General features: G+C 68.6%; 16 protein-coding genes and 2 pseudogenes. 2 read left to right on the forward strand and 16 right to left on the reverse strand.

The features are described 5' to 3' along the window. Position 1: 1 nt before the first annotated feature. From L6444_RS15935 to L6444_RS15975, 9 genes and pseudogenes are all read right to left on the reverse strand, one after another. Positions 2 to 877, reverse strand: a complete 876-nt coding sequence (locus tag L6444_RS15935; protein WP_236975356.1) for an acyl-CoA thioesterase II — start codon at positions 875 to 877, stop codon at positions 2 to 4. After that, complete coding sequence (pyk, locus tag L6444_RS15940; RefSeq protein ID WP_236975358.1) at positions 878 to 2,296, reverse strand: pyruvate kinase; 1,419 nt, start codon at positions 2,294 to 2,296, stop codon at positions 878 to 880. It lies immediately after the preceding gene. Between the two features lie 106 nt (positions 2,297 to 2,402). Then, positions 2,403 to 2,756 carry a DUF2752 domain-containing protein gene (locus L6444_RS15945; RefSeq protein ID WP_236984176.1) on the reverse strand — a complete coding sequence of 118 codons (354 nt, stop codon included), beginning with the start codon at positions 2,754 to 2,756 and terminating at the stop codon, positions 2,403 to 2,405. Between the two features lie 1,212 nt (positions 2,757 to 3,968). Then, positions 3,969 to 4,987, reverse strand: a pseudogene (gene lgt / locus L6444_RS15950) (prolipoprotein diacylglyceryl transferase); the annotation flags it as partial. After that, positions 4,984 to 5,796 carry a tryptophan synthase subunit alpha gene (trpA, locus tag L6444_RS15955; protein WP_236975360.1) on the reverse strand — a complete coding sequence of 271 codons (813 nt, stop codon included), beginning with the start codon at positions 5,794 to 5,796 and terminating at the stop codon, positions 4,984 to 4,986. The gene trpA and the pseudogene lgt, both read right to left, overlap by 4 nt. Continuing rightward, on the reverse strand, positions 5,793 to 7,046 hold the full coding sequence (gene trpB, locus L6444_RS15960; RefSeq protein WP_236975362.1) for a tryptophan synthase subunit beta: 1,254 nt from the start codon (positions 7,044 to 7,046) through the stop codon (positions 5,793 to 5,795). Before trpB ends, trpA begins: the two co-directional genes overlap by 4 nt. Positions 7,047 to 7,081: 35 nt before the next feature. Then, positions 7,082 to 7,901: pseudogene (trpC, locus tag L6444_RS15965) on the reverse strand (indole-3-glycerol phosphate synthase TrpC). Positions 7,902 to 7,990: 89 nt separating this feature from the next. Continuing rightward, on the reverse strand, positions 7,991 to 8,641 hold the full coding sequence (locus L6444_RS15970) for a TIGR02234 family membrane protein (RefSeq protein ID WP_236975364.1): 651 nt from the start codon (positions 8,639 to 8,641) through the stop codon (positions 7,991 to 7,993). Next, positions 8,634 to 10,181, reverse strand: coding sequence for an anthranilate synthase component I (locus tag L6444_RS15975; protein WP_236984179.1), 1,548 nt, complete (start codon positions 10,179 to 10,181; stop codon positions 8,634 to 8,636). The genes L6444_RS15970 and L6444_RS15975 overlap by 8 nt, the downstream gene beginning before the upstream one ends. A gap of 129 nt (positions 10,182 to 10,310) precedes the next feature. Between L6444_RS15975 and L6444_RS15980 the strand changes: the two genes are divergently transcribed. Beyond that, positions 10,311 to 10,766 carry a peroxiredoxin gene (locus L6444_RS15980; protein WP_236975366.1) on the forward strand — a complete coding sequence of 152 codons (456 nt, stop codon included), beginning with the start codon at positions 10,311 to 10,313 and terminating at the stop codon, positions 10,764 to 10,766. Between the two features lie 13 nt (positions 10,767 to 10,779). Here L6444_RS15980 and L6444_RS15985 read toward each other — a convergent pair whose 3' ends face one another. Next, complete coding sequence (locus L6444_RS15985) at positions 10,780 to 11,868, reverse strand: calcium:cation antiporter (RefSeq protein ID WP_236975374.1); 1,089 nt, start codon at positions 11,866 to 11,868, stop codon at positions 10,780 to 10,782. 296 nt (positions 11,869 to 12,164) lie between these two features. Here L6444_RS15985 and L6444_RS15990 point away from each other — a divergent pair, with 296 nt between their 5' ends. Beyond that, complete coding sequence (locus L6444_RS15990; RefSeq protein ID WP_236975382.1) at positions 12,165 to 13,673, forward strand: serine/threonine-protein kinase; 1,509 nt, start codon at positions 12,165 to 12,167, stop codon at positions 13,671 to 13,673. Here the strand turns inward: L6444_RS15990 and hisI are convergent. The 6 genes from hisI to hisB are packed head-to-tail and all read right to left on the reverse strand — an operon-like array spanning position 13,670 to position 17,615. Beyond that, a complete protein-coding gene (gene hisI, locus L6444_RS15995; RefSeq protein ID WP_236975390.1) occupies positions 13,670 to 14,029 on the reverse strand; it encodes a phosphoribosyl-AMP cyclohydrolase in 360 nt (119 codons plus the stop codon). The genes L6444_RS15990 and hisI overlap by 4 nt on opposite strands. Further along, the gene (gene hisF, locus L6444_RS16000) at positions 14,026 to 14,814 is read right to left on the reverse strand and encodes an imidazole glycerol phosphate synthase subunit HisF (RefSeq protein WP_236975398.1); all 789 of its coding nucleotides are present in this window, start codon (positions 14,812 to 14,814) and stop codon (positions 14,026 to 14,028) included. Before hisF ends, hisI begins: the two co-directional genes overlap by 4 nt. Beyond that, on the reverse strand, positions 14,814 to 15,626 hold the full coding sequence (locus tag L6444_RS16005; protein ID WP_236975400.1) for an inositol monophosphatase family protein: 813 nt from the start codon (positions 15,624 to 15,626) through the stop codon (positions 14,814 to 14,816). The genes hisF and L6444_RS16005 overlap by 1 nt, the downstream gene beginning before the upstream one ends. A gap of 14 nt (positions 15,627 to 15,640) precedes the next feature. Further along, positions 15,641 to 16,375 carry a bifunctional 1-(5-phosphoribosyl)-5-((5-phosphoribosylamino)methylideneamino)imidazole-4-carboxamide isomerase/phosphoribosylanthranilate isomerase PriA gene (gene priA / locus L6444_RS16010; protein ID WP_236975402.1) on the reverse strand — a complete coding sequence of 245 codons (735 nt, stop codon included), beginning with the start codon at positions 16,373 to 16,375 and terminating at the stop codon, positions 15,641 to 15,643. 2 nt (positions 16,376 to 16,377) lie between these two features. Next, positions 16,378 to 16,998, reverse strand: a complete 621-nt coding sequence (gene hisH, locus L6444_RS16015; RefSeq protein WP_236975404.1) for an imidazole glycerol phosphate synthase subunit HisH — start codon at positions 16,996 to 16,998, stop codon at positions 16,378 to 16,380. Beyond that, entirely contained in the window at positions 16,995 to 17,615 is a 621-nt protein-coding gene (gene hisB / locus L6444_RS16020) for an imidazoleglycerol-phosphate dehydratase HisB (RefSeq protein ID WP_236975406.1), read from the reverse strand. Before hisB ends, hisH begins: the two co-directional genes overlap by 4 nt. Positions 17,616 to 17,619 lie beyond the last annotated feature (4 nt).

Below are 17,619 nucleotides of genomic sequence, written 5' to 3' on the forward strand. Positions count from 1 at the left end.
CTTACCTTTTCGCGGTGGGAAAGTATTTCAATACGCCCTCTTGGGCAACCGTGGCGACGACCTGACCGGAACGGTCGAAGAAATGCCCGGTGCCCAGTCCGCGGGAATCGGCGGCCACCGGCGACGACGTCGAGTACAGCACCCAGTCGTTGTAGTCGACCTGCCGGTGAAACCACACCGTGTGGTTGGCCGACGCCGCGAAGATCCGGTCGTAGCCCCAGGACAGTCCGAGGGTGGTGATCACCGAGTCCAGCACGGTGGTGTCCGATGAGTACAGCATGGTGGCCGTGTGCAGCGTCGGGTCGTCGGGCAGCCTGCCCTTGGCCTTGATCCAGACCCGGTTGTGACCCAGCCGGTCCCCCTTGTCGCGCATCACCCAGGCAGGGTCGTTGGTGTAGCGCCACTCGACCGGTTGCAGCGCGTTGACGAAATGCGGGACGGTCTCCTCATAGCCCCGCAGCAGCTCGCCGATCGTCGGCAACCCCTCCGGGTCGGGGACCTGTGGGGGTTCGACGCTGTGCTCGAGTCCGCGGCCACCGGACATGTAGGAGATCATCGCGGTGGACAGCAGCACGCCGTCCTGAACCGCATCGACGCGCCGGTTGGCGAAGCGCCGCTCGTCGCGCAACCGGACCACCTGGAATTCGATGTCCTTGGCGGTGTCGCCGCCGTTGACGAAATGCACGGACACCGCGCCGGGCGGCAGGTCGCGGGCCAGGGTGCGGGTGCTCGCCACGAAGGACTGCGCCACCAGCAGTCCACCGAAGGTCCGCATCGGGTTCTTGCTGGGGTGGGATCCGACGAACCGGTCGTCGGTGACGCGATCGAGGTCCAGAACCGCCAGCAGTTCGTCGAAGTCGGACAACCCGTCAGGCAACTAGACGTCGTCCTCGCCGATGCGGTGCACGTGGATCAAGTTGGTCGAGCCCACTGTTCCCGGCGGCGCGCCGGCGACGATGACGACCAGGTCACCGCGCTTGTAGCGGCCCAGTTCCAGCAGCGACTTGTCGACCTCGCGGATCATGCCGTCGGTCGACTTCATGTGCGGGACGATGAACGTCTCCGTTCCCCAGGTCATCGCCAGCTGGCTGCGCACCTCGGGCAAGTCAGTGAAGGCCAGTAGCGGCAGCGGGGTGTGCAGGCGGGCCAGTCGCCGCACGGTGTCACCGGATTGCGTGAACGCCACCAGCGCTTTGGCGTCCAGGCGCTCGCCGATGTCGCGGGCGGCGTAGGAGATGACGCCGCGCTTGGTGCGCGGTACGTGGGTCAGCGGCGGCGCGGCGGTCGAGTTCTGCTCGACCGCGCACACGATCCGCGACATCGTCTGGACCGCCTGCAACGGGTACTTACCCACCGAGGTCTCACCGGACAGCATCAGCGCGTCGGCGCCGTCGAGCACGGCGTTGGCGACGTCGGAGGCTTCGGCCCGGGTGGGGCGCGAATTCTCGATCATCGAGTCCAGCATCTGGGTCGCCACGATCACCGGCTTGGCGTTTTCCCGCGCCATCTGGATGGCCCGCTTCTGTACCAGGGGCACTTCTTCCAGCGGCAACTCGACGCCCAGGTCGCCGCGCGCCACCATGACGGCGTCGAAGGCCAGCACGATGGCCTCGAGGTTGTCGATGGCTTCGGGTTTCTCCAGCTTGGCGATCACCGGCACCCGGCGGCCGACCTTGTCCATCACCTCGTGGACCAGCTCGACGTCGGAGGGTGAGCGCACGAAGGACAGGGCCACCAGGTCGACGCCGAGCTTCAAGGCGAAGGTGAGATCGTCGATGTCTTTTTTCGACAGCGGGGGCGCCGACACGTTCATGCCGGGCAGCGAGATCCCCTTGTTGTTGCTGACCGGGCCGCCTTCGACGACTCTGCAGACCACATCGTCGTCCTCGACGCGCTCGACGATCAGGCCGACCTTGCCGTCGTCGACGAGCACCCGGTCGCCGGCTACGGCGTCCTTGGCCAGCCTCTTGTAGGTGGTGGAGACCCGGTCGTGGGTGCCTTCGCAGTCCGCGACGGTGATGCGGACCGTTTCGCCGTCGGCCCAATAGGTGGGACCGGAGGCGAAGCGACCCAACCGGATCTTCGGGCCTTGCAGGTCACAGAGAATGCCGACCGCCCTACCGGTGGCGTCCGAGGCTTTCCGGACCCGCTCGTAGGAGGCCTCGTGGTCGCTGTAGTCGCCGTGGCTGAAGTTCATGCGGGCGACGTCCATTCCCGCTTCGACCAACGCCTTGAGCAGATCAACCTGCTGCGTGGCGGGCCCGAGAGTGCAGACGATCTTTCCGCGTCTAGTCACGACGCCAAAGCATAGTCGCGCTCGATGTCCTAGGTGTGTCTCGTGGGTGCGACGCGCGTAACGCCGTCGCGTCGCGGGCCGGCTCTGGTCACCCGGTTCTCGCCGGTCAGTCGCTGAGAACCGTTGGGACCCAAGGGAAGCCGGGCATGTTGCGCACCACCGTCCACGCGGCGGACAAGACTAAGACGGTGACCAGAGTGGCAACCGGCAGCCACGACTTCGCGCGGTAGCGCCGTAGCAGGATCCACGCCGCCAGCAACGGGAGGGTGATCAACAGGAAAACGTTGTCGTGAACGCTTGCCGCGAAGTGCCCGTGCAGCAGGTCGTGGGTCATTCGCAGACCCCCGCAGGCCGGGCAGTTCCAGCCGGTGAGCCATTTGAAGGGGCATTGCGGGTAGAGCGAGTCCGGGTTGTGCGGGTCGGCGAACCCGATGTAGGCGAGGGCGCCGGTCAGCAGCATCGCCGATCCGGCGGCGGCGAGGCGATTCCGGGTCCGGCTGGGCTGGTCGCCGGTCTGTGCCGGCCGCGTCTCAGTCGGGGGCCACGGCTGGTCGATCACCGGTTCAGGATGCCAGATCGGAGACGACGCGCGGGACCGTCGATTGCGATTGCTCTCGGCGGGCGCATATTCAGCCGACGGACCGGGCCGCCATCGGGAGAACGCCGATCGATTTACAAATGCGATAGCGCCGGCGATATCACTTTCCGAAAAAGAGAAACGACTCCAGGCCCGGGTTCAGCCGCGCCGCCGACGGAACCTCCATCGCTTGCGGTCTTCTCCGTCGGAGTTACCGTGCGTTTCCGCTGGCGGTGGACTGGTCTGGGCGTCGTCGGCCGGCACCTCGAGGTTCTCCGGCGCGGCTTCCGCTGCTTCGGTGTTCGCCTCCGCGGGCTCGGCCTCGGGAAGTGCGGTCTGGGGAAGTGCGGTCTGGGTTTCCTCCGTCAGCGATTCGGCTTGCGGCTCTTGGGTTTCAGCGTCTTCGGCTGCTGCATCGACCGCTTCGTCAGCCGACTCGCTCTCGGACTGTTCGGTATCGGCTATTTCGGCCACCGCGTCGGCAGCCCCGGTGACCTCCGGCTCGGCGGCATCGGCTGCATCGGCTGCTTCTGCCTGTGTTGCCGACGCGGGCGGGAGGTCAGCCTCCGCCTCTGCGTGGGCCTCTGGCTCAGCCTCGGCCTCTGCGTCGGCCTCTGACTCTCGCTCAGCCTCAGCCTCAGCCTCGCCCTCTGGTTCTGGCTCTGGCGCGACCTCTGACTCGTCCTCTGACTCGGCCTCCGGCGCCGCCTCGGCTACTGCGGGCTCGACGGTCGTCTCCGGTTCGGCCTCGCCCTCCTCGACGTCGGCATCCGCCGTCGCGAACTCAGCCTCGCCCGCCTCGGTGTCGCCCTCGGCAGAACCGTCGGCAGTCTCAACCTCATTCGCGGATTCGGCCTCTGCCAACTCAGGCTCGGCTACCGCCGCCGCAGCCTCAGGCTCTGCCTCTGCCTCTACCTCTGGCTCCGCTTCTGCCTCTGCCTCTGCCTCCCCCTCGGCGACCTCTGGCTCCGCGACCGCCTCGGTTACCGGCTCGACCGCCTCGACGTCCGCCTGCTCCGACTCCGACGCGGCCGCTGCAGCCGCCGCCTTCTCCAGCACCACGGGCGTACCGGCCTCGGCCTCGTCGGTGGGCTCCTCGACGGCCTGCGCATCCGCGGCAACCGGTTCCGCGTCACCGCCACCCCCAGCACCGGCAGCAACCGCCGAACCCGCCGCGACGGCCGCAAGCTCCTCAGCCTCTTCCGACTCCTCTTCCGACTCCTCGTCGGCGAAGCGGCTGCGCAGCGTGTCCGGATCCGTGCGGTCCTTCGGCGCCAGAATCATGTACACCACGGCGCCGAGGAACACGAAAGTCGATGTGAACGTATTGATCCGGATGCCGGCGATGTGAGTGGCCGTGTCGTCGCGCAGCAACTCGACACCGAACCGTCCCACGCAGTACAGCGCCACGTAGGCCGCGAACAGCCGTCCGTGGTCGAACACGAACCGACGGTCCAGGTAAAGCAGAACAGCGAATACCAGCAGATTCCACAGCAATTCGTAAAGGGAACGTCGGCTGCACGATGGCGAACACCTGGCCCGTCGACACGCCGTCGAGGGAATGCTCGCTCAGAATGCCCGACGGGTCACGACGGTAGAAGATCTCCAGACCCCACGGCATGGTGGTCTCGCGCCCGTACAACTCCTGGTTGAAGTAGTTGCCGAGCCGGCCGATCGCCTGCGCCAGCACCACCCCGGGAGCCGCCGCGTCGAGGAACGCCGGCAGCGGAACACCGTTGCGCCGACAACCGATCCAGGCGCCGACCACGCCGAGGGCAACCGCACCCCAGATGCCCAGCCCGCCATCCCAAATACGCAGCGCCGCACTGGTTCCGGCGCCGCCGGGACCCCCAATACGTCCGCCAGTCCGTGGCCAGGTGATACAAGCGGCCACCGACCAGACCGAACGGCACCATCCACAGCGCGATGTCGTAGACCAAACCGCGCTCACCGCCGCGAGCCACCCACCGCCGGTCGCCGATCACCAACGCGATCAGGATCCCGGTGATGATGAAAAACGCGTACGCGCGAATCGGCAACGGCCCCAAGTGCCAGACCCCGCGCGGCGGACTCGGAAACGATGCGAGCCACACCTGCGAGGCAGCCAGAGTCATGCCGACACCCTCTGGCGCACACCGGCTGCGAGTTCCCCGGTCAGCGCGCGCAGCCGCGGCAACCCCTCACCCAACGCCGACACCAGCGCGGACCCCACGATCACACCGTCGGCATAGCTGCCGATCTGCGCAGCCTGCTGAGCAGAGCGCACCCCCAAGCCGACCCCAACGGGTATGTCCGACACCGCCTTCACCCTCCCCACCAGTTCGGGCGCGGCCTGTGACACCACATCACGCGCCCCGGTCACCCCCATCGTCGACGCCGCGTAGACGAATCCGCGCGACGCCTCGACGGTGGCCGCCAGTCGCTCGGCCGTCGACGACGGAGCCACCAGAAAGATGCGATCCAAGCCGTGCTGGTCGGAGGCCGCGAACCAGGCCTGCGCCTCGTCGGGAATCAGGTCGGGAGTGATCAGCCCCTGGCCCCCGGCCGCGGCAAGATCCCTTGCGAACGCGTCAACCCCGTAGCGCAGCACCGGATTCCAGTAGGTCATCACCACGGCGTGCCCACCGGCAGCACTGATCGCCTCGACGGCGGCCAGCGTGTCCCGAACCCGGACTCCCCCGCTGAGCGCCTGCTCGGTGGCCCGTTGGATTGTCGGGCCGTCCATCCCCGGATCCGAATAGGGCACGCCGACTTCGATGATGTCGCAACCGGATTCGACCAAAGCGATCATCGCCTGCACCGAGGACGACACGTCCGGATAGCCAGTCGGCAGATAACCGATCAGCGCCGCCCGCCCCTCGCCGTGGCACGTGTCGAACACCGGCTTCAGCCTGCTGGCCCCGCTCTGCTGCACCGTCATCACTTGTCCAGCAAGCCGAACCATTTCGCGGCCGTCTCCACGTCCTTATCGCCGCGGCCGGACAAATTCACCACAATGACGGCCCCCCTGCCCAATTCGGCACCCAGCTTCAGGGCGCCGGCCACCGCGTGCGCGGACTCGATGGCCGGGATGATGCCTTCGGAGCGGCTCAGCAGGCCGAACGCGTCCATCGCCTCGGTGTCGGTGATCGGTTCGTACTGGACGCGTCCGATGTCTTTGAGCCACGCGTGCTCGGGTCCCACCCCGGGGTAGTCCAAACCCGCTGAGATCGAGTGCGATTCGATGGTCTGGCCGTCTTCGTCCTGCAACAGATACGAGTAGGAACCCTGAAACGCCCCGGGTGAGCCGCCGGCGAACGTCGCGGCGTGCCGCCCGGTCTCGACGCCGTCGCCGGCGGCTTCGTAACCCACCAACTTCACGCCGGGGTCGTCCAGAAAAGCGTGGAAGATGCCGATCGCGTTGGACCCACCGCCGACGCAGGCCACCACCGCGTCGGGCAACCGGCCGATCTGCTGTTGGATCTGTGCCCGCGCCTCCAACCCGATGATGCGCTGGAAATCGCGCACCATGGTCGGGAACGGGTGCGGGCCGGCGGCGGTGCCGAAGCAGTAATAAGTGTTGTCGGCGTTGGTGACCCAATCCCGGAAGGCCTCGTTGATGGCGTCTTTGAGGGTCCTCGACCCGGTCTGGACGGATACCACCTCGGCGCCGAGCAAGCGCATCCGCGCCACGTTGAGCGCCTGGCGCGCGGTGTCGACCGCACCCATATAGATGACGCACTCCAGGCCAAACAGCGCGCACGCGGTGGCGGTGGCCACCCCGTGCTGGCCCGCACCGGTCTCGGCGATCACCCGGGTCTTACCCATCCGGCGGGCCAGCAGCGCCTGGCCCAGCACATTGTTGATCTTGTGAGAACCGGTGTGGTTCAAGTCTTCTCGCTTGAGGAAGATCCGCGCCGACCCGGCGTACCCGCCCAGTCGAGTCGTCTCGTACAGCGGCGACGGCCGACCTGCGTAGTTGGCTTGCAACCTGTCCAAGGTATCCAGGAAATCCTGGTCGACGCGCTCCTTTTCGTAGGCGACGGTGACCTCCTCGATCACCGCCATCAGCGCCTCGGGAACATAGCGGCCACCGTAGCTGCCGAAATGCCCACCCTGGTCAGGGTCGTGGTGGGTGCGCTCGACGACGGCGGCGCTGGTGCGCGGAAGGTCCGGGTTGGAAAGATCTGCCATCACAAGTACTCAGCGCGCGTGCGGCACATCAAGAGTTAGCGAGCCGGTTTCGGACAGGACGGATGGGTGCCGGCGGTGACCAGATCCGCGACCGCAGCGCGCGGGTCACCGCTTTTTGACCAGACCCTCGCCGACCAGAACGGCGTCGGCCCCCGCGCCGGCATAGGCCAGCAGGTCACCGGTGTGGCGCACACCGGATTCGGCGATCCGGATCACCTTGCTGGGCAGCCCCGGAGCGATGCGCGCGAAGCAGTCCCGATCGACCTCCAGCGTCGCCAGATCGCGGGCGTTGACCCCGATCACGTTGGCCCCGGCTTTGAGCGCGCGGTCGGCTTCTTCTTCGGTGTGGACTTCGACGAGCGCGGTCATGCCCAATGATTCGGTGCGATCGAGCATCGACACCAGCGCCGACTGGTCCAGCGCGGCGACGATCAGCAGCAGCATGTCCGCGCCGTGCGCACGAGCCTCGTGAATCTGGTAGGGCTGCACCACAAAGTCTTTGCGCAACACCGGGATCGACACCGCGGCGCGCACCGCGTCGAGGTCGTCCAGTGAGCCCTGGAACCGTCGTTCCTCGGTGAGCACACTGATGATCCGGGCGCCGCCGTCCTCGTAGGCGCGGGCCAGTTTGGCGGGGTCGGAGATGGGCGCCAGCGCACCCTTCGACGGGCTGGCGCGCTTGACCTCGGCGATCACGCCGATGCCGGGTTCGCGCAGCGCCGCCATGACATCCAGCGGTGGCGGCGCGGCGGCTGCGGCCGCCTTGATTTCGGACAGGCTCACGCGGGCTTCGCGCGCGGCAACGTCGGCGCGGACTCCCTCGAGGATGGAGTCAAGCACGGATGCCGGACTCATGCCTGCCGTGTTCCTTTCCCGTGACCCAACGCTCGCCAGCCAGTTTCGCCGACGTGCAAGAAGGGTAGCGACCGTCGGGACAGGGTCCGTCACCGCCCCTCGGTGTCTGGTTCGGCCGACCCTTCGGTAGGGTCGCGACCCGCGTCGAGGGCATCCCAGATTGTGCGCTGGGACAGCTTGGGTTCACCCGGCCGGGCCTCGTCGCGGGCAATCGACCGGCGCGCACCGGGCGCCAGATACTTGCTGCTGCTCGAGCGCGCCGGGCCGGCGGCCGAGGCGGCGCGCATCAACAACGTCGCGGCCACCAGCGTGCACACCGCTGCCACCACCGTGATGGACGCACCGGTGTACTGGCGCCCGCTGCCCACCAGCGTCGCCACCGGAACGTGCGCAAGGTCCGCGCCACGGGCGGCCACGTCCGGCACCGCCCACAGACTGACGCCCAGATAGCCGACGGCGAAGCTCGACACCGCCAATAGCACCGCCAGCGCACGCAGCTGCCAGCCACGCACGGCCAGGACGGCGACCGCGGCGGCCAGACTCACCATCGCCAGGGGCAGCAGCGCCGTCGACCAGGACGCGCCGGACAGCGCCACGTCCTTGGGCTGGCCCAGCCCGTCGAAGGAGCGGATGGTCACCCACGTCAGCCGGGACGCCGCCCACAACGCGCCGGCGCCGGCGACCAACAGCAGTTGGGCCAGCCGCACGGTCAGCCGGTCGCGGCGCGCGGAGTCAGCCACTGCCCACGTCGGGGGTCGTCAGCGTCTGGGCGGCCGCGATCGCGTTGAGCACCGCCCGCGCCTTGTTCCTGGCCTCGTTGTACTCGTAGGGGCCGTTCGAATCGGCGACCACGCCGCCGCCGGCCTGCACATAAGCGGTGCCGTCGCGCATCAGCGCGGTACGGATCGCGATCGCGAAGTCGGCGTTGCCGGCGAAGTCCAGGTAACCCACCACGCCGCCGTAGAGCCCGCGGCGCGTCTTCTCGACCTCCTCGATCAGCTCCATGGCGCGCACCTTGGGCGCTCCCGACAGCGTGCCGGCCGGGAAACAGGCGGTCACCGCGTCCAGCGCGGTCCGGCCCTCGGCCAGCAGACCCGTCACGGTGGACACCAGGTGCATGACGTGGCTGTAGCGCTCGATGTGGCTGTAGTCCTCGACGCGCACGGTGCCCGGGGTGCAGACCCGGCCCAGATCGTTGCGGCCCAGATCGACCAGCATCAGGTGCTCGGCCAGTTCCTTGTCGTCGGCCAGCAGTTCCTTTTCCAGCAGGACGTCCTCCTCGTCGGTCTGCCCGCGCCAGCGGGTTCCGGCGATCGGATGCGTCGTGGCCCGCCCGTCCTGCACGGTCACCAACGCCTCCGGGCTCGATCCGACGATCGAAAAGTCCACTGCCCCATCACTATCGGGGATCTGCAGCAGATACATGTAAGGGCTGGGGTTGGTCACCCGCAGCATCCGGTACACGTCGATCGGGTCGACGTCGGTGTCCATCTCGAAGCGCTGCGAGGGCACCACCTGAAACGCTTCGCCGGCCGCGATCTGCTCGACCAGGTAGTCGACGATCTTGCCGTATTCCTCGACCGTGCGCTGCGCGCGATACCGCGGCTCGGGCTTGCTGAAGGTGGACACCGTCGAGGGCAGCGGCTGCCCGAGCGCCGCGGTCATCACGTCCAGTCGCGCAACCGCGTCGTCGTAGGCCCAGTCGACCCGCTCGTCGGTGCCGTTCCAGTTGACCGCGTTGGCGATCAGCGTGATGGTGCCCTCGTGGTGGTCGACCGCGGCGAGGTCGGTGGCCAGCAGCAACAGCATGTCCGGTAGCCGCAGATCGTCGGCGGCCAGTTCGGGCAGGCGCTCCAGGCGGCGCACCATGTCGTAGGCGAAGAAGCCGACCATGCCTCCCGACAGCGGCGGCAGCCCCGGGCGGGACTCCTGGGGAGCAGCGGTCGCCAGCACCGACAGCGTGGCGCGCAGCGCGTCCAGGGGGTCGCCGCCGGTGGGCGCGTCCTTGGGGGCGGCACCCAGCCACACGGCGTGCCCGTCCCGCACCGTCAGCGCGGTCGGCGCTCCGGCGCCGATGAACGACCACCGTGACCACGAACGGCCGTTCTCGGCCGATTCGAGCAGGAAGGTACCGGGCCGGTTGGCGGCGAGCTTGCGATAGGCCGAAAGCGGAGTTTCGCTGTCGGCCAAGACTTTGCGGGTGACCGGGACCACCCGGTGCTCTGCCGCCAGCACGCGGAAATCCTCCCGCGTTGTCGTGGCTGCAAGGTTGGGGTGCACCGACACATCCTCGCAGACGGCCCGCCATGAGGTGCTCACGAGCGCAACCCGGGCGTGATTTCGGCGCCGATTCTCCGCGGCATGGTCACCCTCGCGGTGGCTCGGCGCGGCTGGCGTAGCGTGACGGCCATGAAAACTGGCGACACCGTGGCCGACTTCGAGCTTCCCGACCAGACGGGCACCCCGCGCAAACTCAGCGACCTGCTCGCCGACGGTCCCGTGGTGCTGTTCTTCTACCCGGCGGCCATGACCCCGGGCTGCACGAAGGAGGCCTGCCACTTCCGCGACCTGGCCGCCGAGTTCGCCGCCGTGGGCGCCAACCGGGTCGGTATCAGCACCGACGCGGTGCACAAGCAGGCGCAGTTCGCCGACGCCCAGAAGTTCGACTACCCGCTGCTGTCGGACGCCGACGGCGCGGTGGCCACCCAGTTCGGCGTCAAGCGCGGCCTGCTGGGCAAGCTGATGCCGGTCAAGCGCACCACGTTCGTCATCGACCAAGACCGCAAAGTGCTCGACGTGATCGCCAGCGAGTTCAGCATGGACACCCACGCCGACAAAGCGCTGCAGACACTGCGCAACCGCTGACCCGCAGGGGCCGCTACGGGCTCATCGCCAGGAAGAAGCACGCCGCCAGCAGCACCAGATGCACCTCGCCCTGCAGTCGGGTCGCCCTACCGGGCACCACGGTCAGGGTGCTGACCACGACCGTCAGCGCCAGCAACACCAGTTGGGTGGCGCCCAGCCCCAGGATCAGCGGCCCGCGAATCCAGATCGAGGCCAGCGCGATGGTGGGGATGGTGAGCCCGATGCTGGCCATCGCCGACCCGTAGGCCAGGTTGAGGCCGATCTGCATGCGGCCCCGCTGTGCCGCGCGCACCGCGGCGAGCGTCTCGGGCAGCAGCACCAGCGTCGCGATCACCACCCCGACGAAGGAATGCGGGAAGCCGGCGGCGGCCACCATGCGTTCGATGATCGGGGACTCCACTTTCGCCAGACCCACCACCGCCACCAGCGCCACCAGCAGCAAACCGAGGCTGATCAGCGTCTCGGAGTTGCTGGGCGGGTCGGCGTGACTGTCGTCGTCGGGATCGTCGGCGCCCTGCTGTTCGACCGGCAGGAAGAAGTCGCGGTGCCGCACCGTCTGGGTGAAGACGAACATCAGGTACAGGGCCAGGGAAGCGACGGCGGCGAACACCAGCTCGCCCGGGGAGAACTGCGGACCGGGGTGGCTGGTGGTGAACGTGGGCAGCACCAGACCCAGCGTCGCCAGCGTCGCGATGGTGGCCAGCGCCGAGCCGCTGCCCTCGGCGTTGAAGTGCGTCACCCCGTAACGACGGGACCCGACCAGCAATGCCAAACCGGCGATCCCGTTGGTGGTGATCATGACCGCGGAGAACACCGTGTCGCGGGCCAGGGTGGCGGCCTTGTCGCCGCCGGAGGTCATCAGGGTGACGATCAGCGCGACCTCGATGACGGTCACCGCGACGGCGAGCACCAGCGAGCCCAGCGGCTCCCCGACCCGGTGCGCGACCACCTCGGCGTGATGGACGGCGGCCAGCACGGCGCCGGCCAGCAACACCGCTTCGATCCCCCCGACCAGAGGCCCGATGTCCTCACCCCAGGTGAACACCAGCGAAACGACCGCTATCACCGGGGCCAGCAGATTCCAGGACACTCGTGTCAGCACCGTCGACCCTTTCCTCGCCGTCGTCATCAAACCGGTTGCCGCACAGCAGGATTGTGCCACGGCACGCAGCCGGCGGGTGGGCAACCACCTGGACGCCCAGCGTTCACGTGCGAGAAACCAATTTCCCAATCACATTCAGCCAGAACTGATTTCGCTCTACGGCTACATCCAGAATGGTGGATCGCAGCCGGCCAGGCGGACCCCGCCGGCGAAACTCTCAGCTTTGCAAGTGTAGCAGCGCGGTTAGCTGGCCCGCCCGAGCGCCGACCAGCGACCACCGCCAGTAGCATGCTCACATGCCGACAAGCGAGAGCCAGGACGACGGCTTGCGGGCTGGCGAACTGTTCGCCGGTTACACCATCATCCGGCGCTTGGGTGTCGGCGGCATGGGCGAGGTCTACCTGGCCCAGCACCCGCGGCTACCGCGGCGCGACGCGCTGAAGATTCTGCCCGCCGAACTCACCGTCAATCAGGAGTACCGCCAGCGCTTCAACCGCGAAGCCGAACTGGCCGGCGCCCTCTACCACGAGCACATCGTCGGCATCCACGACCGCGGCGAGTACCACGGGCAGCTGTGGCTGTCGATGGACTACGTGGAAGGAACCGACGCCGCCAGATTGATCCAGGACCATTACCCGTCCGGAATGCCGCTGCCCGACGTCGTGCAGATCGTCGCCGCGGTCGCCGACGCGCTGGACTACGCGCACTCCCGTGGCCTGCTGCACCGCGATGTCAAACCGGCCAACATCCTGTTGGGTGACGCCGGCCCGCGACGACGCATCGTGCTGGCCGATTTCGGCGTCGCCCGCGAGCTCGACCAGACCAGCGGACTGACCGCCACCAACATGACGATGGGCACCACCGCCTACTGCGCGCCCGAGCAGCTGCTGGGCTCGGCCCTCGACGGACGGGTCGACCAGTACGCGCTCGCGTGTACCACCTATCAGCTACTGACCGGGGTGGCGCCTTTCGACCACTCCAGCCCCGCGGCGATCGTCACCCAGCACCTGTCCGCACCGCCGCCGTTGCTCAGCGGACGGCGGCCCGACCTGGCCCACCTCGACACGGTCATGGCCCGGGCGCTGGCCAAGGACCCGTCTGCGCGGTTCGCCTCGTGTACGGAATTCGCGGCCGCCTTGGCCGCCCCGCCCGGACTGGTCGCGGGCCCGCCGTTGGTTCCCCCATTGGCCCTGGCCGGGCCGACTCAGGTCATCCCGGCGCCACCGCCGGCGCCCCGTGGCGGGCACGCGACATTGATCGCGACCCTGGCGGCCATCGCGCTGGTGGGCGTTGCGGTGATTCTCGGGGTCGTGGTGATGAGCACCAGGACCGAGAACCGGGCCGCCTCGAGTCAGCCGAGCAGCTCCACCTCGCGGTCTGCCGAACCGCCCAGCAGCAGTGCCACGCCCGCGTCACCACCCCAGCCACGGTTGACCGCCCACCTCACCGATGACGCGCGCGTACTCAAACCCGCCGAGCACGACGCGGTCGAAGCGGCCCTCGACAAACTCCTCCAGCGACGCGGCATCCGGCTCTGGGTGGTGTACATCAAGAACTTCGGCCGGCTCGACCCGGCCCGGTGGGCCGACCGCGAAATCGCCGACAACGGGCTCGGCGACAACGACGCCCTACTCGGAATCGCCACCGACAGCCGCACCTTCATCTTCCAGGTGGCCACCGCGATCACCGCGAACCGGCCCATCGACGTCGAAGAAATCGGCCACGAACACATCGCCCCGGCAGTCGCGAAACGCGAGTGGGTCAAGGCCGCCCTAGCCGCCACCAACGGCCTGGACGTGGATTAGTCACGCTGAGCTTCGGCGTCGTCGAGCAGCACCGCGGCGTCGAAGCAGCTGTGGTCGCCGGTGTGGCAGGCGCCGCCGACCTGGTCGACGCTCAACAGCACGGTGTCGCCGTCGCAATCCAGGCGCACCGAGTGCACGTGCTGGGTGTGCCCGGACGTCGCACCCTTGATCCACTGCTCGCCGCGGGACCGCGAAAAATACGTGGCTTCACGCGTTTCCAGCGTTCGGGCCAGCGCGTCGTCGTCCATCCAGGCCACCATCAACACGTCGCCGGTGCCGTGCTCCTGCACCACGGCGGCGATCAACCCGTCGGCGTTGCGCTTCAGCCGCGCCGCGATGCGCGGGTCCAGGCTCATCGCACCGTGATCCCCTCGGCCGCCATCGCGGCCTTCACCTGCCCGATGGTCAGCTCCCGGAAGTGAAAGACGCTGGCCGCCAACACCGCATCGGCACCGGAGTCGACCGCGGGCGCGAAGTGTTCGACGGCTCCCGCCCCGCCGCTGGCGATCACCGGCACCGTCACCGCCGCGCGCACCGCCCGCAGCATCGGCAGGTCGAAGCCGGCCTTGGTGCCGTCGGCGTCCATCGAATTGAGCAGGATCTCCCCCACCCCCAACCCCGCGCCGCGCGCCGCCCACTGGACCGCGTCGATGCCGGTGCCGCGCCGGCCGCCGTGGGTGGTGACCTCCCAGCCCGACGGCGTCGGTTCCGAACCGGCCGGGACCGTGCGCGCGTCGACCGACAGCACGATGCACTGCGAGCCGAATTGCCGTGCCATCTCGGCCAACAGGTCCGGGCGTGCGATCGCGGCGGTGTTCACCGAGACTTTGTCGGCGCCCGCGCGCAGCAGCACGTCGACGTCGGCCACCGTGCGCACCCCGCCGCCCACCGTCAGCGGGATGAAAACCTGCTCCGCGGTGCGGCGCACCACGTCGAGCATGGTGGCGCGACCCGAGGCGGAGGCGGTGACATCCAGGAAGGTCAGTTCGTCGGCGCCCTCGGCGTCGTAGGCAGCGGCGAGTTCGACGGGATCGCCTGCATCCCTGAGGTTTTCGAAGTTAACCCCCTTGACGACGCGACCGGCGTCCACGTCCAGGCACGGGATCACCCGCACCGCAAGATCATTGGCGTCGTGCAACATCAGAAGTCCTCCGGCTGGCCGGTGCTGCGCAGGATGTCGAGCATCTCCGCGTGTATGCCGGGCGCGGCGGCCAGCGCCGACCGCGACGCCGGGGTCCACGGCCGGCCGGCCAGGTCGGTGACGATGCCGCCCGCGGCCCGCACCAAGGCGACACCGGCGGCGTGATCCCACACGTGACTACCGAAACTGATTGCCCCACCGAGTATTCCGTCGGCGACATAGGCGAGGTCGAGGCCGGTGGAGCCGTGCATCCGCAACCGCGACGACATCCGGCTCAGGTTCTCCAGCACCGCCAGACGGTACTGGCCGGGAAAGCGGCCACGCGAGTCCGCGCTGAACGATCCCGCCGCCACCAGCGCATCGGACAACTCGGCGCGCACCAGATTGGGTTGCGGCACACCGTTTTTCAGCAGCGGACCGCCGGTGATCGCGGTGTAGCGCTGGTTGGTGAACGGTAGCCAGGTCAGCCCGGCCACCGGTTCGCCGTCGCGCAGCAGCCCCAGCAGGATCCCGGCCAGCGGCGAGCCGGCGGCATAGTTGAAGGTGCCGTCGATCGGGTCCAGTACCCACACCCACGGCGAGTCGACGTCGGCGCCACCGAACTCCTCGCCGTGCACCTCGATTCCGGTGGCCGCCACCAGGGCGTCGACGACCTGCCGCTCGATCGCCAGATCCACCTCGGTGGCGAAGTCGTTGCCTTTCTTGGCGACCGCCGAATCGGCCCGGTGGCCCGCCAGGAACGGCTCGACCGCGTCGTCGAGGACCGCCGCCGCCCGTTCGACCAGCGAGTCCAGCGAGAAATTTCGCTCCATCGCGCAGCTGTTCCCTATTCCCGCACCGCGGCCAGCGCCTGCGGCAAGGTGAAGCGCCCGGCGTAGAGCGCCTTGCCCACGATGGCGCCCTCGACGCCACGATCGGTCAGTGTCGCGATGGCGCGCAGGTCGTCCAGACTGGACACCCCGCCGGAGGCGATCACCGGCGCCTCGGTGCGCTCGGCGACCGCCGCCAGCAGCTCGAGGTTGGGACCGCCCAGCGTGCCGTCCTTGGTGACGTCGGTGACGACGTAACGCGAGCACCCTTCGCCGTTGAGCCGGTCCAGCACCTGCCACAGGTCCCCGCCGTCGGTCTCCCAGCCGCGTCCGCGCAGCCGGTGTCGGCCGTCGACGATCTGGACGTCCAGGCCCACTGCGACCTTCTCGCCGTGCTCGGCGATCGCGCGGGCACACCACTGCGGGTTCTCCAGCGCCGCGGTGCCCAGGTTGACCCGGGCGCAGCCGGTGGCCAGCGCGGCGGCCAGCGAATCGTCGTCGCGGATGCCGCCGGACAGCTCCACCTGTACGTCCAGCTTGCCCACCACGTCGGCGAGCAGTTCGCGGTTGGATCCGCGCCCGAACGCGGCGTCCAGGTCGACCAGGTGGATCCAGTCGGTGCCGTCGCGCTGCCAACCCAGGGCGGCATCCAGCGCCGAACCGTATTCGGTCTCACTACCGGCCTTGCCCTGCACCAGGCGCACGGCCCGTCCCTCGACCACATCGACCGCGGGCAACAGAATCAGCGACATGGCTACAGGCCCTCGACCCAGTTGTGCAGCACGGCCGCTCCGGCGTCCCCGCTCTTCTCCGGGTGGAACTGGGTCGCCGACAGCGGCCCGTCCTCGACGGCCGCCAGAAACGGCACCTGGTGTGTCGCCCACGTCAACATCGCCTCGGCTGAACCTTCCCACCGCTGCGCGGCGTAGGAGTGTACGAAATAGAACCGGGTGTCGGCGCTGAGCCCGTTGAACAGCACGCTGCCCGGCGCAGCCTGCACCACGTTCCAGCCCATGTGCGGGATCACCGGGGCGTCCAGCCGGGTCACCGCGCCGGGCCACTGACCGCAACCCGTTGTCTGGACCCCGAATTCGACGCCGCGGGCGAACAGGATCTGCATGCCCACGCACACGCCCAGCACCGGCGCGCCGGCGGCCACCCGCTGGGCGATGATACGTTCGCCGTCGATTTTGCGCAGGCCGGTCATGCACGCCTCGAAGGCGCCCACACCGGGCACCACCAGGCCGTCGGCGGCCAAAGCCTGCTCCGCGTCGGCGGTCACCTCGACCGCGGCACCGACCCGCTCCAGCGCTCGTTGAGCCGAGCGCAGATTTCCGGAGCCGTAGTCCAGCACTACGACAGATTTACTTGTCACAAAACACCTTTGGTGGACGGCACACCCGAAACCTTGGGGTCGAACTCGACGGCGTGGCGCAGTGCACGGGCCACCGCCTTGTATTCCGCCTCGGTGATGTGGTGCGGGTCGCGGCCGTAGAGCACCCGGACGTGCAGCGCGATGCGGGCGTTCATCGCCAGCGATTCGAACACATGCCGGTTGATCACGGTGTGGTAGGGCACCGAGTTACCGGCAATCGTGAAGTGCTGCAAGTGATCCGGCTCACCGGTGTGCACGCAGTAGGGGCGACCCGATACGTCGACGGCGGCGTGCGCCAGCGTCTCGTCCATCGGAATGAAGGCGTCGCCGAAGCGCCGGATCCCCTTCTTGTCGCCCAGCGCCTTGCCCAGCGCCTGGCCCAGCGCGATCGCGGTGTCCTCGACGGTGTGGTGCGCCTCGATCTCGACATCGCCCTTGGTGCGCACCGTCAGGTCGAAGCTGGCGTGACTGCCCAGCGCGGTCAGCATGTGGTCGAAGTACGGGACGCCGGTGTCGATGTGGACCTGACCGGCGCCGTCGAGGTCGAGTTCGATGATGATGTCGGATTCTTTGGTGCGACGCTCGATGCGCGCGCGCCTGGGCTCAGGGCTGGTCACGGAA

Origin of the sequence: Mycobacterium kiyosense (assembly GCA_021654635.1) — a bacterium.
GTDB lineage: Bacteria > Actinomycetota > Actinomycetes > Mycobacteriales > Mycobacteriaceae > Mycobacterium > Mycobacterium kiyosense.